19 protein-coding genes and 2 pseudogenes are annotated in these 13,321 nt (G+C 32.8%); 7 read left to right on the top strand and 14 right to left on the bottom strand.

Annotated features, from left to right (window positions below; translation table 11 throughout):
- Position 1: 1 nt before the first annotated feature.
- On the top strand, positions 2 to 697 hold the full coding sequence (locus SAZ04_RS10525; RefSeq protein ID WP_332694826.1) for a galactosyltransferase-related protein: 696 nt from the start codon (positions 2 to 4) through the stop codon (positions 695 to 697).
- A gap of 275 nt (positions 698 to 972) precedes the next feature.
- Here SAZ04_RS10525 and SAZ04_RS23450 read toward each other — a convergent pair.
- From SAZ04_RS23450 to SAZ04_RS10510, 3 genes and pseudogenes are all read right to left on the bottom strand, one after another.
- Positions 973 to 1,217 (bottom strand): annotated as a pseudogene (locus SAZ04_RS23450) (transposase); the annotation flags it as partial.
- A gap of 457 nt (positions 1,218 to 1,674) precedes the next feature.
- Positions 1,675 to 2,091 (bottom strand): M67 family metallopeptidase, encoded by a 417-nt coding sequence (locus SAZ04_RS10515; RefSeq protein ID WP_332694824.1) that lies wholly within the window; start codon positions 2,089 to 2,091, stop codon positions 1,675 to 1,677.
- A 44-nt stretch (positions 2,092 to 2,135) separates the two neighbouring features.
- Entirely contained in the window at positions 2,136 to 3,041 is a 906-nt protein-coding gene (locus SAZ04_RS10510; protein WP_332694822.1) for a hypothetical protein, read from the bottom strand.
- Between the two features lie 380 nt (positions 3,042 to 3,421).
- Between SAZ04_RS10510 and SAZ04_RS10505 the strand changes: the two genes are divergently transcribed.
- From SAZ04_RS10505 to SAZ04_RS10490, 4 genes are all read left to right on the top strand, one after another.
- Positions 3,422 to 4,063 (top strand): BMQ_0737 family morphogenetic spore coat protein, encoded by a 642-nt coding sequence (locus SAZ04_RS10505; RefSeq protein WP_332694821.1) that lies wholly within the window; start codon positions 3,422 to 3,424, stop codon positions 4,061 to 4,063.
- A 68-nt stretch (positions 4,064 to 4,131) separates the two neighbouring features.
- On the top strand, positions 4,132 to 4,680 hold the full coding sequence (locus SAZ04_RS10500; protein ID WP_332694819.1) for a hypothetical protein: 549 nt from the start codon (positions 4,132 to 4,134) through the stop codon (positions 4,678 to 4,680).
- A gap of 15 nt (positions 4,681 to 4,695) precedes the next feature.
- Complete coding sequence (locus SAZ04_RS10495; protein ID WP_332694817.1) at positions 4,696 to 5,010, top strand: hypothetical protein; 315 nt, start codon at positions 4,696 to 4,698, stop codon at positions 5,008 to 5,010.
- A gap of 138 nt (positions 5,011 to 5,148) precedes the next feature.
- Positions 5,149 to 6,336 carry a coiled-coil domain-containing protein gene (locus SAZ04_RS10490; protein WP_332694815.1) on the top strand — a complete coding sequence of 396 codons (1,188 nt, stop codon included), beginning with the start codon at positions 5,149 to 5,151 and terminating at the stop codon, positions 6,334 to 6,336.
- A gap of 772 nt (positions 6,337 to 7,108) precedes the next feature.
- On the opposite strand, the gene SAZ04_RS10485 is transcribed toward SAZ04_RS10490, so the two are convergent.
- The 11 genes from SAZ04_RS10485 to gvpJ all read right to left on the bottom strand — a co-directional run bounded on the left by SAZ04_RS10485 (position 7,109) and on the right by gvpJ (position 12,092).
- Positions 7,109 to 7,453, bottom strand: a complete 345-nt coding sequence (locus tag SAZ04_RS10485) for a DUF1360 domain-containing protein (protein ID WP_332694813.1) — start codon at positions 7,451 to 7,453, stop codon at positions 7,109 to 7,111.
- A 363-nt stretch (positions 7,454 to 7,816) separates the two neighbouring features.
- A complete protein-coding gene (locus SAZ04_RS10480) occupies positions 7,817 to 8,059 on the bottom strand; it encodes a glutaredoxin family protein (protein WP_332694811.1) in 243 nt (80 codons plus the stop codon).
- A gap of 458 nt (positions 8,060 to 8,517) precedes the next feature.
- A complete protein-coding gene (locus SAZ04_RS10475; RefSeq protein ID WP_332694809.1) occupies positions 8,518 to 8,685 on the bottom strand; it encodes a hypothetical protein in 168 nt (55 codons plus the stop codon).
- Positions 8,660 to 8,968: a gas vesicle protein gene (locus SAZ04_RS10470; protein ID WP_332694807.1), complete on the bottom strand. Its 309-nt coding sequence runs from the start codon at positions 8,966 to 8,968 to the stop codon at positions 8,660 to 8,662. The genes SAZ04_RS10475 and SAZ04_RS10470 overlap by 26 nt, the downstream gene beginning before the upstream one ends.
- A 98-nt stretch (positions 8,969 to 9,066) precedes the next feature.
- Positions 9,067 to 9,357 carry a gas vesicle protein K gene (locus SAZ04_RS10465; RefSeq protein WP_431308994.1) on the bottom strand — a complete coding sequence of 97 codons (291 nt, stop codon included), beginning with the start codon at positions 9,355 to 9,357 and terminating at the stop codon, positions 9,067 to 9,069.
- Between the two features lie 28 nt (positions 9,358 to 9,385).
- Positions 9,386 to 9,583, bottom strand: coding sequence for a gas vesicle protein (locus tag SAZ04_RS10460; protein WP_332694805.1), 198 nt, complete (start codon positions 9,581 to 9,583; stop codon positions 9,386 to 9,388).
- A 3-nt stretch (positions 9,584 to 9,586) separates the two neighbouring features.
- On the bottom strand, positions 9,587 to 10,414 hold the full coding sequence (locus tag SAZ04_RS10455; protein WP_332694803.1) for a GvpL/GvpF family gas vesicle protein: 828 nt from the start codon (positions 10,412 to 10,414) through the stop codon (positions 9,587 to 9,589).
- Between the two features lie 11 nt (positions 10,415 to 10,425).
- Positions 10,426 to 10,674 carry a gas vesicle protein GvpG gene (locus tag SAZ04_RS10450; protein ID WP_332694801.1) on the bottom strand — a complete coding sequence of 83 codons (249 nt, stop codon included), beginning with the start codon at positions 10,672 to 10,674 and terminating at the stop codon, positions 10,426 to 10,428.
- Positions 10,675 to 10,676: 2 nt separating this feature from the next.
- Positions 10,677 to 11,432: a GvpL/GvpF family gas vesicle protein gene (locus SAZ04_RS10445; RefSeq protein WP_332694799.1), complete on the bottom strand. Its 756-nt coding sequence runs from the start codon at positions 11,430 to 11,432 to the stop codon at positions 10,677 to 10,679.
- A 114-nt stretch (positions 11,433 to 11,546) separates the two neighbouring features.
- Complete coding sequence (gene gvpO, locus SAZ04_RS10440) at positions 11,547 to 11,810, bottom strand: gas vesicle protein GvpO (RefSeq protein WP_332694797.1); 264 nt, start codon at positions 11,808 to 11,810, stop codon at positions 11,547 to 11,549.
- Between the two features lie 60 nt (positions 11,811 to 11,870).
- On the bottom strand, positions 11,871 to 12,092 hold the full coding sequence (gene gvpJ / locus SAZ04_RS10435; protein WP_332694795.1) for a gas vesicle protein GvpJ: 222 nt from the start codon (positions 12,090 to 12,092) through the stop codon (positions 11,871 to 11,873).
- A 261-nt stretch (positions 12,093 to 12,353) separates the two neighbouring features.
- Between gvpJ and SAZ04_RS10430 the strand changes: the two genes are divergently transcribed.
- On the top strand, positions 12,354 to 12,677 hold the full coding sequence (locus tag SAZ04_RS10430; RefSeq protein ID WP_332694792.1) for a hypothetical protein: 324 nt from the start codon (positions 12,354 to 12,356) through the stop codon (positions 12,675 to 12,677).
- A gap of 104 nt (positions 12,678 to 12,781) precedes the next feature.
- A pseudogene (locus tag SAZ04_RS23445) lies at positions 12,782 to 13,069 on the top strand (IS5/IS1182 family transposase); the annotation flags it as partial.
- Positions 13,070 to 13,321: the final 252 nt, after the last annotated feature.

Here is a 13,321-nt window from a genome sequence, read left to right as displayed (position 1 = left end):
ATTGTTTGAAAATGTATCAATTCTTATCCCCTATCAACCTGATAATGGACAAAGAGATATAATATTCAAGTGGATTAAAGAATTTTATAAAGTTACCATGCCTAAAGCAGAATTATGTATACATGTATCGAACGATGACCTTTTCAACAAGAGCAAAGCAATAAATTTAGCCGCTAAAAAAGCTACAAGGGAAATATTTGTAATTGCTGATGCTGATATGATCTATAACCCTTCCATTATCCCTTATTCAATTCAATTACTAGAACAACATTCATGGATTATCCCTTTTCAGAAAATTCAATATTTATCACAATACACTTCAAGTAAATTATTAAAAACAAATCCAGATTGGCCACTTAAGATAGAAGATGAAAAAATTCATTATATAGTAAAGAAATATGCCCCTAATGCGATATCTGGTGGAATAAATATTCTATTCCGTACTAGCTTTAACAAAGTAGGTGGTTTTGATGAACGCTTTGTTGGTTGGGGAGGCGAAGATGACGCTTTTTGCTATGCAGTAAATACATTGTGCGGACAATTGAAACGAATTAATCAAGAAGTCTATCATTTATGGCACCCAAAAATCGGATGGGAGAAGAGTCCTAATGCTATAAATAATCGCAAGCTCTTCAAAAAATATAAACAGGCAAATGGCAACAAGAAAAAAATGTGGGAATTAATCAGAACTCTATAACTTAAGAGAGTATAAATTATTTTGTTTTAATGGGAATTGCTCTTAATAAATTAAAAAGGCTTTAGGTGGAGAGGCTCCAACCAACCGCTTAGGCAGTTAATTCGGGCTTTAGGCGGTCTTTTAAAATGAATGGCTAGCTGTGATATCCATTTTTTCCAACCTGTCACCAGCATAGTCCATTTTTTTTGAAGTCTCTATTGTAGTTAAACAAATAAACTTTCTCAAAGCCTTATCCTTTGAATAGGCTATTTTTTTTGTTATCTTTCTAAGCTGTTAATTAGGATTTCTTCACCCCCTCTATATTTTAGGTCTGTACAAACTCCTAGCCAAAAGCTAGGACTATTCTCACCAATCCAAATACCGATAATTTCCTTCTAACCGGACATGGAGATGCCCAAAACACTGTAGGTTGCCTTATTGATCATTCGATTATCTCTTTGCATTTTGAAATAAATTACAACTAAAAAAAAGGATACACACGGTCTAAAGGACGTGATTGCCACTCTGAAATCAAAGGCATCCTATCCTTAATTAAATTTTTCAGCATTCCATGGACGTCTTCAACTGTTTTTACCAATTCTTTAATCGTGTTGGTTGCGTAGTCTTGCATAAATAACCATCTTCTCATTGGAAATTATAACCACATATACAAATCTCCTTACACAATTTAACTTTTACTTCCATCAAAAAAGAAGTATCAAGGTCACACATTAACCTTTGATACTTCTAAAAAATACTTATTGCGACATTTCTTTTAGTTCCCTTCATAGTACCTGAACTTAACTAGTTGCTACGGCCGCAGCAACCTCCTTTTTTTATTACGGTCTTTTGTTTAGGCTTTGATTCTATAATAGTAGGTTTCACAGCAGTGTTAACAGGTTTATTATTTTGTTTTATCACTCTTTTTTTCTTCAAAACCAACATCTCCTTTTCTTTATATTTCCCATTTTATGCATCCTCTCCGAAAAGGGTTTAGACTAAGATGTTGGTTCTATTAAAAATGGACATTCCTTATAAGTTTCATGTTTGATACGAAAACATTTTATTTTTGGATTCATTGATTTATAAGAAATAATGACCATAAGTACATGTTCATTGAAATGATTAGCAATGTCATAGCTTGAAGGGACGGGTGCTGTAGTAGGGTGTGAATGATAAACAGCTAGGATTTTTTCTTCCTGTTTTTCAATGAGTCTCATAGTTTCTTCTATTTTCTTCTCCCCTACAAAAAAACGTCTATCTGATTTAATTTCATTTTCCAACGGCCACACAGACTGAACTTTATCTTTTTTTCCTGCTAATAAACCACACACTTCATAGGAAAGGTTTAATTTTCCATGTTCAACTATTTCTTTATAATAGCTAGTAGGAATAATGATCTTATCATATTCCATAAACCTCCCCCCTCGAAAAAAGTGTTTGGTTTATTACTCCTTCTCTAATTATCTTCTTTATTATTCTCAGAATTATTTATAGTTTCGTTGTTTGTCTGTTTAATTTGGGCCTTGGCTTTATTAGTTGACCTCTGAGCCTTTTGATTTGGTGTTATTTGATTTATTGAGTTTTGTTGTCCTGGAACTGAATAGGGTGATTTGTTACCTTTGCTAGCCTTATTTTGCAACTGATTCTTCACATTAAACTCTCGCGGTTGGATCGGGACACCAGCATTCATTGACCCACGTTTAATCTGCCTACCTTCAAGAGGAGTTCCTTTTCGCTGTAACTGTTGAATAGGATCTTGACGCAAAGGCATCATCCTATTTCCTCCACTTGAATAAGGCTGTATGCTCTTAGAAGATTGCAGGATGTTTTGAAGTTGTCTATAACTAGATGGTTGTGTTTTCTTATTTTGGTTTACATTAGCTGTATTTGCTGTATCTTGATTATTAGTTTGTTGTTTCAATTGGGCGATTTCTTCTTTAAGTACATTTAATTCATTGTTTCCATCTTTAATAGAAGAGATTGAAGCATATTGAATGTCAACCATTTTATCTATTTTTTTTAGTATATCGGAAAAATCAATATTACTAACTTTGCTCATTAACAGACTTACATCCTGTTTTAAGTCGCGCATCGTATCATTAACTAATTCCACATGGGTTGTCATAATTTCAACCTTTTTCTCATATTCATGTATCTGCACATCTTGTTTTTCCTTCATTGTTTTGATTTCTCCTTTTAATGTTGAAACTTGATTTTTCAACTCTTCATATTCCTTTTTAGGCAGAAGATAATCTTCAATTACACCTTCACCCTTTAATGCTTCTAACGTTTTCTTGTACGAAACAAGCTTTTGCTTCAAGGATTCTATATCTTGAGTGCTGCTATACCTAGACTGTTCCATTACTCATCACCCTTCTAAAGCATTTTATATTTTCCCTCTTGAAACGTGACAAATCTAAAGTGGCCAATACAATTCATACTAAAATGTGCCTATACCCTGCTTTGTTGATTATTCCTATGAAATGTATCTCCAGAATATTTTCTTTTTTCTATAATGTGTAATCAAATAAAAAGATAAAGGTATTCCTCTGTGCAGTTCATAATAATACGGTACTTTTTACATAACATTACATTTGGATTTTATACTTTTATCTAAAAAGAGGCTGATAAATAGGCTATTATCAGCTTTTTCAAAAAAACTACTAAACATGTAACCATCTTTATTTATTATCATATGCTACAAGTGAAAAGAAATTAATCTTATTCGGAGGTGTTTGCTAAATGCAAGCGAAAAATTTAAAAGGGGGCCAAGAGCTCCTTTGTATCAATACGGAGAAAGTATATGATTGGATTATAAACGAGGCATCGTTTGATCTAACTTTAGATGATGTAGAATTGCCATTTATTAATGGAACTCAATTAACGTGTGATGACATTGACACCGTTACTTGTGAAGTTGAGACAAACGAGTCTGAAATTCTCAACAGAGAAGATCGTCCTTTTATCATTGATGGTACGCAAATTACACTTCAACTTGTAACCATTCAAAAGAACTTTGAGGTAACAATTTTTGTAACCACAACAACTGGTGCCACTGTTGAAGCTGGAACTTTCCCGTTCACTCGTTGTGAACAAGTCGTTTTATGTGCTCCAGAAGGAACAGATGTTAACGTTACCTATACGGATGTAGATTGTTTCGTTTGCGTATTTAATTGTGATGATGTTACTCCTGGAGTAGGTATTGATCTTGGAGTGACTGTACGTTTATGCCAAAGCATTCAATCAACATTCCCAGTTACACTTGAGCTAGTAGCTGACTTCTGTCAACCTAGAGATATTTTACCATTTACACCTGTATGCCCTACTCCTACAATTCCACCTCAATGCCCAGTTCTTTTCCCAACTAATGGTGATGAGGATTAATCCTAATGCATACAGATAATGAGAGGAGGAATCACTCCTCTCATTTATTTTTTTAAGAGGTGATATTAATGACTAATAAAAATATATCGGAACTAAAGCAATTAATTTCGCAACTAAACAATGATACAGCTTCTTATTTATCTGAAATGAAGGATTTAGTTTCTATTATTAAAGAAAAGCAAAAGATGAATGTAGTTAGTTATTTTACATATTCATTCAGCATCTCCCACCAAAAGGATCAGGAAAACTTGCTTATTGGTACTTATCATATTCACAACTTAGGGAATAAATTACTTTCCAATCCATATATTTGTATAAAACTTTCACAAGATTCTCCCTTTTCCTTTTCTGGAAAGTACGTAAATAAAAAATCAAACTTCTCAAAGACACCAGATACGTGGGAACGACTAAATGAACAAACGGATAAACACGAATACTGGCTTAAACCTATTAGCAAAAAAGTGATTGAACCTTCAGAAATCCTTTCATTTCCAAACTTCCAGGTAAAATGGCTTCCAAAAGAATCATACTCAGGTAGTATTATGGGATTTACCTATTGTGATGAATTTAAAGAAGGGATTCCTGCTGTTAATCAAATTTATGTTAACGGATCGTGAAATGAGGTGTACATTATGAATAGTGAAGATCAAGAACAAGAACTAATTTTCAAACAATTAACTCGTCATTTTTTACAGGAACAGCTTGAACAACTAAAGGGAAACAAACCAGATAAAAATAAAAGTTTTGTTTATTTGGAAAGCACCACTTTAAATATTCTGCTAATTTATTTCTTGATGCATTTGAATGCTACGAACAGAAATGAACCTATAAGTAGCTCTAGCAATGATTTTCTTCCAGAAGAAATACTGGAAGAACTGAGTACCCTTATCCATCAAAATAAGGAAGGATTTGAAGACATTATAAACCGCTTGAAAGAAGAATCTTAAGAACTTAGTTATTTACTCTGTCTTTTAAATAAAAGGACAATAAGACATGTAACCCATACATTCTATCATCATATAAATATTGTACATTCCAGCAACGGTTTGTAATGAAATACAATGTATTTACGGGAGGTTACTAAATTGCATTCAAATAATAGTAGGATTACCGATACGATCCAGCTTCAACAAAAAATTATCTATTTTAAATCAGAACTTACTAAGTATCAAGCGAAAGTTAAAGATTATGAGAATAATTATCACTATTCCCAATTAAAGGTTCTAAAAGAAGAAAATCTTCAATTAATGGACGAAAAAGAGGCAATTTCCCTAGAGTTAAAAACATCGAGAGAAGATTATGAAAAAACGATTGCGGATCTGAGAAGTAAAATAGAAACACATGCTGAACAGGAACAATCTTACAATTCTACACTTTCTCAAAAACAACAAGAGATTGAAAAATTAAAAAAAGATAGAAAGACAAATGAAAAAGAGCTAAAAATAAAGATTGATCATTTAACCAAGGAGAAGCAAACTTCCCTAAATAAGATATCTGAGCTCGAGTCCTTCCTGCAAAAATCAAACAAAGAAAGAGATACTGCACAACACCAGCTAACTGAAGAAATTCAACGCATAAAAAATGAGCTTCATAATTCTAATAATACTAAAACGCACCTTGAGAAAGACAATCATAAATTAAAGGAAGAGATAAAAAATCTAACCTCTAAAATCATACAATTGGAAGAAGCAAATACGATAAATAAAGACCTCGAATTGCTAGTCAGCGATTATGAATCCAAACTAGAAGAGGCTCTGCAAAGACATCAACAACATGAAGAAGCAATTTCCGAATTTAAACAAGAGAACAGCAAGCTAAAAACCATTACTAGTCAGCTAGAGCATGAGCTTACAGAAAACAAAAAACAGAATAATGAATTAAGTGAAAAAGTACTAGTTTTACAAGAAATTAGTGACAATTACACATCCCTACAAAAAACACATGAAATACTAAAAGAAGAAATGAAAACTTCACAAGATAATTTAAATGAGATGTTTATAAAATTTAATGAATCAAATTGGGAAATCGATTCATTACTGCCTAAAAATACATCTCAAATTACTACTGACACTGATATTAATGAACTGGACATATTGAAACAATTAGAGTATCAATTTAAGGAACTTCTAGAACAATCCTTTGATTACGAGGAACAATTAGATTCAAAATTTCTTCTTATCAATGAGCTAGAGAACAAATTAACAGAACTAACCAATGAAATTGCTGAAATACAAAATAACATTCATCAAGAAGAGTCGAATTGCAAACAATGATGATTTAAAGCAACAACATAATAGAAAGTAATACAGGTCTTGTGTGAATTGTTATTCTCTTTAGGAGAATTACATTTACATGAGACTTTTTTTGGTGTTATTCCATCAGGTTTCTTATTTGTCTTTACAAAGTACTAAACAACTATTTTTTGCATAAATAAAGCCTGCTGTTTGGCCCCTTGTCCCTTTTGCTTTTAACTAAATGAATGTAAATACAACAAGGAAGCAACCATACAATTTATTGAAAAGGAAGAAGACCTTAAATTCTTCTGTTCAATTCACTTAATTAATGTCTTCATCCATACCTAAACTTCTTTAACAATTATCAAACAACTATTCAATTTAAGCCTTTCCTCTTAAGCAGCAACCTCCCCTTCTAACACTCTTGGGTGCTGCATTAGCTTGAGATGCTTTTGTTATATCGCTACTTGCCGATTTTCGAGTACTCTTCACGGGTCTATTAATAATAATCGGTTGATGAGATTTCACTTTATATCACTCTCCTTATCTTTTATCAAAGTAATTGCTTCATGCTATCTGTGAATATTTTTCTCTTCCTTACTTTTTAGTTCATCGAAATTGAAAGCAACGCTTCTATTGCAATCGAAAGATCTCTCCATATTATATTCAGATCGTGTTTCTTTGTTTAGACTTCTGTTCAAAGCAATGCTATTTATAATTTCCTCTCATTTTTTTGTTTTTTCTCACACTTTAAAGCCTGCTATGGATATTTCATAGCAGGCTTGCTTGCTGAGCCATTTTTGAAGATGCTCTAATATTCAGCTTTCGATTGGATAAATGCTGCAGCTCCTGCAACAGCAAGAATAATAAGCAAAAGATTAAATAATGGAAAGTAAAAATAAAGCAAAACGACTCCAAGTGAAGACCAAATACCAACACACCAATGACAGCTGAGAAGCACTCCAAACCAATAACGTAACCCTTTTCCTTTAAATTCAATACTTTCCACTAATTGACCCGCTTCATTTTCTTGATAGCTCACCGATAAAAATGGCCTTCGAATAAAAGAAGTGATCTCATCAAAAACAATTAGTCGAGTAAGTCTATAAGAAGCCAGAATTAAGATTACTAAGTCAATCCAATCGATCCCAAACATACCTATCTTCCTTTCACCCTTTTTTCACAATTAACCTTACTAAGACACTTTCGACGTTACGATAAATTGTATTTACATCAATTTATACTCAAGGTTATATTGATTCTTTTATGTATTTTCCTCCTGTAATTTATAATACGAGTGATGTCATATTTTAGAACCTTAGGATCTATTCCTTATAACTCTTTCACAAATGATATGTGTTTAATATTACAAGTGTGATTGTTTATAGATATAAAACAGAGACTCTAAGCCAACGAGTGATTTGAAAGGAGGCGCTTAGACTTCATTCAAGATTGGCCTCCTGGTCGTAAAGAAAAACCTGATGTTCAGAACATATTCATAGCTAGTTTTCCCGCTTTTTTATTCTATGCTTTTAAGTTTTTTCATTATCTGTTTTGGATTATATCCAACAACCCATTCTTCACCAATCTCTAATTGCGGCACACCCTTATATCCCGTAGCTTTGATCATTTTCTCCATTTCCTCAGGGTGTTTGCTTACATTGACAACTTTATAGTCTACTCCTTGCTTATCTAGATATTTTTTGGCCATTGTACAGTAATAACATATCTCCTTGGAATAAATCGTTACTTTTTTATCCACTGTAAAAATCTCCCTTAACTCTATTTTTCTTCTTCCACATTCCAGCCTTTATATAGATGATAACGTTGGTTCAATAACTTAAAACTCTTTACTATTAAAATATGAAAGATTTTTAAAAACGAGAGGGCTACACAACTAAGAAAATTTATTAATTTCAAGTAACTAAATAACCCAAATATAGAGGTTAACAAAAAAGTTGAATTATTTAACATTTTGGTTAACATTGCAACAATAAATGAGACGTTGCTGTTGTGTGAATTTCATGCAACGGGCGCAAAATGCGTCTCTAGTGCACGACATAAAAGTCTGCTCTTTAAGTTACTCTTTGTGGTTTTTAAAGGGCATTAGGGTATCGTGTAGGGCCATTGCATCCACCTTTTTAAAGACCGGACTATAGCTTAACAAAAGAAAAAGCCTCCTCTTAAAGAGAAGGCTTATACCGAATTAGTGTGATAATTTTAATGTTCGTGTTCTTCTATCCCAACTTTAGCTTTAATAACGTATTGTCCATGAAATCCTTTACTATCATCTTTTATTTCTCCAACTGATACGGATTTTCCTTGCTCCAAGAGGTCTCTTACAATATATTTCAAATCTGAATTAATCATTTTTAACAGATCCTTCATTTTTCTCTCCTCCTTTCACTTTATCTAATTCTGCTTTAAGTAAGCGATTTTCTTCCTCTAATGATTTAGCTTTTGTTGATAAATATGGATCACTTTCCCACCAATCTAAACCAATTTCCTTTGCTTTGTCTACGGATGCAATAATTAATCTAATTTTAATCGTCAGTAGTTCAACATCTGCTAACGATATTTTAATATCTCCGGCGATTACAACACCTTTATCTAAAATCTTCTCTAAAATATCTAAAATGTTACTTGATTGAGAAGAATGTTGGATGGGCATATGTGTTCCTCCTTAGGGTAAAGTGCGCGTTCAAACATGGAGATGCAATAGTTCCACTTATTGCTTCGAGGTTGTTCAAAGATCTTTTGAACAACCTCTTAAAGCAAATTCCCAATTGGTCCTAGATCAATATTTAAGTCTTCTCCTTCCAAGTTAAAAGCATGTTTTAATTCCTCCATCTTCTCCTCAAGTTTCATCAACGTGAAGCCAAGCTCTTCGATTTCTTGTTCAGAAAGGGTATCACCTTCCACTCGGCGTAGTGCTTGACGTTCAACAAGCTGTCTCAAAAGCTCAATTACAGTTAATACCAGTTTCGCTAATCCCTGTTCTATGTTTTCTGAGTTGAAATTCACCTTTTCACCCGGTATAAGATTTGATCCATTCATCATGATACCTCCATGGTTTTATAAGGTTTCTCTAACTACCTATTATTCTTTTCCTGTTATTCAGAGATTCAACTGAAGTAACAAGTAAACGTAAATCTACATAAACAAGATCAATGTTAGCAACCGAGATTAGTATTTCTCCACTTATCGTAACGCCCTTATCTAGTACAGCATCCAAAATATCTAACAAACTAACATCTTTATTTTGACTTAACCGTAATTCATCCATTCCTCACGATTTCACTTCCGAAAAGTCATATGGAGGCCATGGCCCGGTACATTCTAATAAAAAACCTATTTTTTCAAATTCCTTCTGGATCTGTAGAACGTCCGATTTGAATTTTTTAGTAGCGTCACCATTATTGATTAAATAGACTCCGTTCCAGACCATATCTTCCTTTTTGCCGGTTATTTGCTTATTCCAGATTTTTTTAGGTGTATATTGATCAGAACTATTAACAAGTTTTTCGTGTATTTTATTGGTTAACGTTTCAATCTCCTCATATACACTTTGTGTTATCTGCAGATCAAATTTTTTCTTCATTAAAAATTGTTTTCCAGGCGACATTTCACTTATTTTTTGTTTCGTTTCCTTGATTAAAGGATTGTTTTCATTCACATAGTTTGTGACTTTTTCTTTATCGCAATAGATTTTCACATTCCAACCTTCTCGATTTTTAAAATAAGAAAGTAAACGACAAATATTTTCTTCCTTCTGACTTAGCTCATCCTTAAGACTTTTCTCATTTGAATAAATCGTACAGAATTTCAAAGGCAAAACAGTACAACTATTATGGAGACTTGATATGACATCGTGATGATGTGTTGCTTTGACCGTTATCCAACTTGGATCTTGGGCATATTCTTCAATACGTTCCTTTGAAAAGTCATGATTATCTAGGTTACAAACAACAGCTGTTAGTTGACCGAATTCTTTTAATGAGATGCTATGTTTATTATCAATTCCTAACTTTTTTATAACAGGAAATCTCTCCTTTTCTTTTGTAGAAACTAAGGCATAAACATAAATACGCTCATCCTTATTATAGAAAGTTGACATTGAAGTCCCTCCTATTCTTCTAATTCATCCAACTTCTCTTGTTCTTTTTCCTTAGCAACCTCGTAACGCAAGAGCAACTCTTCTTCTCTTTCTTGATAATATTCCTCTGTTATTTCGTCCATCTCTAACAGCGTTTGTAGTTGGATAAGCTGTTGTTGGATAAAGTCAAGATCATATAGTTCCCGATCTGCTTCTTCTTTGATGATCTCTCCCACTTTTATTACTGCTTTAAATGGAAGAGTAAACAGTTTATGGAGCATCGCTATCCCTCAATTTTCAATTTAATATTTATAAAATTATATGGAGGCCATGGCCCTGAATATTTAAAATCAACCTTATCCCCCCACTTTTGATAACATTCATTTACCTTCTGATCAAACTCAGTCTCTTTATGACAATCAATTAAAAAGGCAGCATTTAGTAACATTCTTTCAGTCAAAACATCATTTTGCTTGGAGGAAACTGATAGCTTAGATAATGGTGCAAATACATCAGAAACGATTTGTTCCTGAAGAGAACTAAAATAATTTCTTGTTAGATCTCCTAACTTAATTCGATCATAGAAAGCTGCATCTTTAGGTTTATTCTTAATTTCTTTTTTTAAATGAAAGATACTTGCATTTTTCTCAATCTCGTTTTTTAACCATTCTTTTTTTCCAATAACTTTTACTCCAACTTCGATTTTATTTTCAATTTGTGGAAATAGTTGATTGAACTGAATGTACAATTTTTCCAATAAAATTTTAACGTCTTCTTCCGTTTTAAATACATTTCCAAAACTTATCGGAATAACAGCATGTTCTTTCATGACAGATGAAACGACAGTTTGGTGTGCTAGAAGGTTTTCTTTTTTGGGAGTGTAAATTTTTAATGGAACTTTCGCAACGACCATTGCAATATCTTTATAGTGGACGGTATATACTTGTGTTTGTTTGTTTTCAAATTGAACAAAACCAAAAGTCGAAGGTTCTCGCTTTTTTATAGAACAAAATGTGTAGACCCCTACCTTATTTTTCACTATTCCACCCCCTAATATCATTTAATTTCGAAGTAATTACAGCAAAATAGAATGCTAGTTCCTTTTTCCAATTCCAGCTGACCTATTAATTTATTTCAGTCTTGAATCTTTTCCTTATTCATCTTTTGGTATCGAGCTGCGCGGTCGTAAACTTTGTCTTTTAAAAGACGTGATTTCCATGTTTTTATTTAATTGAATATGATATTCACCGAGTATTTGATCTTTGGCATGCGATTTCATATAGTCGTTTTCTTCAATGACTTCAACAAAAACATCCCAGCCATTATCAGTTATCTCAATAGAAGTTACTTTGTGTACAGGCAGTAAATGTTCTCCGAAGAATTTCTTAATTTTCTCTAAAACTTCTATGATTTCCATAACCTCACCCTACTTTCAAATATCAAACCAAGGCATGCGACTGCCTTGGCTCTTCAACATTTAGACACTAATGGGTTCTTCTTCCTTAAGTAACCCAACCGCTTCGGCATAACGTAACCATGTATCCACACTTGCAATAACGACACGAGCTTCAATAGTAAGCAGTTCTATTCCGACAAGTGAAACTCTTGCAAAGATATCGATAACGACACCCTTATCGAGAATTATTTCGATAACATCAGCTAAACTTGAAGAATCTGTACTTTTTTTAATAGTAGCCATCTTCTACCTCCTTTTCTGATAGATTAAAGGAAAGCTGCCCATTTTTTATTTATCTTATGGGCGCATGATAAATGTGTTACTACATTTGAATTCAGGCATTTCCTCCCTGCTATATCTTATGTATTTCGAGAATAAAAGGAATGGTCGTATTCCTCGTTATCATTTTAAAAATAAATTAATTAATTGTGCGTTGTTCCTATACCAATCTAATTAGGATGCATAAATTAATTTATAGACATTTTTCTAAATGGAGTGATCAAAGTGGCCAAAATCAGAGTTTACGAAAGACCCAAAATAAATTACTATCCGAAAAGATTAAATCTTAAAAAGCCTCCTAGAGCTACCGTGAACCGATGCCAAAAAAATGTTGATGATTATAATAATGAAAATCGCCAGCAAGACCGGTGCGAAAAAAATCAAATATTAAAGGGTTCAACATCACCTCAAACAACCATCGCCAAATCAGGCACTAAAATCCAACTAGATCACCTTTCAAATATTTTCCAATCAGAACAAACACAATCTCTAATCCTAAATTGGCTCAAACGTTTACTAAAACAAAAAAGTATAGATAACAAATCCTAATGGAAATAAAGTTACTAGTAATATATAGTCAAATTTATCTCATTAATAAATTTGACTACAAAAAAAAACTAATATCGAGGGCACTGAAAAAGTCCCTTTAAGACAAAAAAGGTGTCGCTACAAATCAAACGGACACCTATTATTTTGATGTAGAAAAATGCAAACGCTATAATGAAGGCGCTAAGGTTAAAGTTATTCTGTCCGTATCAAATCAAATGAACATACAGAACAGCGAAATTTCATGAAAGCGACTATTTTAAAGAAAAGCTAAAGAACGCTATAAAATAAAAGCTAAAAATAGTAAACTAAAACACAGACACGGGTCTGAAATTTCATCATCTTCGGGTCGTATTGGTATAGAAATGCAAGGAGCAATGGCAATATCAGTCTAAAAACGATATTGAAACTACTGGGGTAAACACTAGGAAAAAAGCCACACAATCATTGAAAAGACGACTCTATCATTCAGAAAATGAATGTGAGTCGTCTTTTTTGATACAGATAATTAATACAAGTATAGATATATTAAAAAGTGAGTTTCAATTACTTCAATACCACTTATTTTAAGGAGAGCGTAAGAAGTTTTGTGTAAATGGTTATACTTTCCAATAAGGAGATGATCATTTATGCAAGACTACGCAAAC

Source organism: Halalkalibacter lacteus (genome assembly GCF_036663595.1).
In the GTDB taxonomy this organism is placed as follows: Bacteria; Bacillota; Bacilli; order Bacillales; family Bacillaceae_D; genus Halalkalibacter; species Halalkalibacter lacteus.
This window is presented reverse-complemented; position numbering and strand designations above follow the sequence as displayed.

Bases quoted from the DNA above. Each gene is read 5' to 3' on its own strand.
- SAZ04_RS10495 (WP_332694817.1), top strand. From the start codon at position 4,696: ATGAATAGTGAAGATCAAGAACAAGAACTAATTTTCAAACAATTAACT.
- SAZ04_RS10450 (WP_332694801.1), bottom strand. From the start codon at position 10,674: ATGCTCCATAAACTGTTTACTCTTCCATTTAAAGCAGTAATAAAAGTG.
- SAZ04_RS10470 (WP_332694807.1), bottom strand. From the start codon at position 8,968: ATGCCCATCCAACATTCTTCTCAATCAAGTAACATTTTAGATATTTTA.
- SAZ04_RS10475 (WP_332694809.1), bottom strand. From the start codon at position 8,685: ATGAAGGATCTGTTAAAAATGATTAATTCAGATTTGAAATATATTGTA.
- SAZ04_RS10455 (WP_332694803.1), bottom strand. From the start codon at position 10,414: ATGTCAACTTTCTATAATAAGGATGAGCGTATTTATGTTTATGCCTTA.
- SAZ04_RS10510 (WP_332694822.1), bottom strand. From the start codon at position 3,041: ATGGAACAGTCTAGGTATAGCAGCACTCAAGATATAGAATCCTTGAAG.
- SAZ04_RS10515 (WP_332694824.1), bottom strand. From the start codon at position 2,091: ATGGAATATGATAAGATCATTATTCCTACTAGCTATTATAAAGAAATA.
- gvpO (WP_332694797.1), bottom strand. From the start codon at position 11,810: ATGGAAATCATAGAAGTTTTAGAGAAAATTAAGAAATTCTTCGGAGAA.
- SAZ04_RS10465 (WP_431308994.1), bottom strand. From the start codon at position 9,357: ATGATGAATGGATCAAATCTTATACCGGGTGAAAAGGTGAATTTCAAC.
- gvpJ (WP_332694795.1), bottom strand. From the start codon at position 12,092: ATGGCTACTATTAAAAAAAGTACAGATTCTTCAAGTTTAGCTGATGTT.
- SAZ04_RS10505 (WP_332694821.1), top strand. From the start codon at position 3,422: ATGCAAGCGAAAAATTTAAAAGGGGGCCAAGAGCTCCTTTGTATCAAT.
- SAZ04_RS10500 (WP_332694819.1), top strand. From the start codon at position 4,132: ATGACTAATAAAAATATATCGGAACTAAAGCAATTAATTTCGCAACTA.
- SAZ04_RS10460 (WP_332694805.1), bottom strand. From the start codon at position 9,583: ATGGATGAATTACGGTTAAGTCAAAATAAAGATGTTAGTTTGTTAGAT.
- SAZ04_RS10485 (WP_332694813.1), bottom strand. From the start codon at position 7,453: ATGTTTGGGATCGATTGGATTGACTTAGTAATCTTAATTCTGGCTTCT.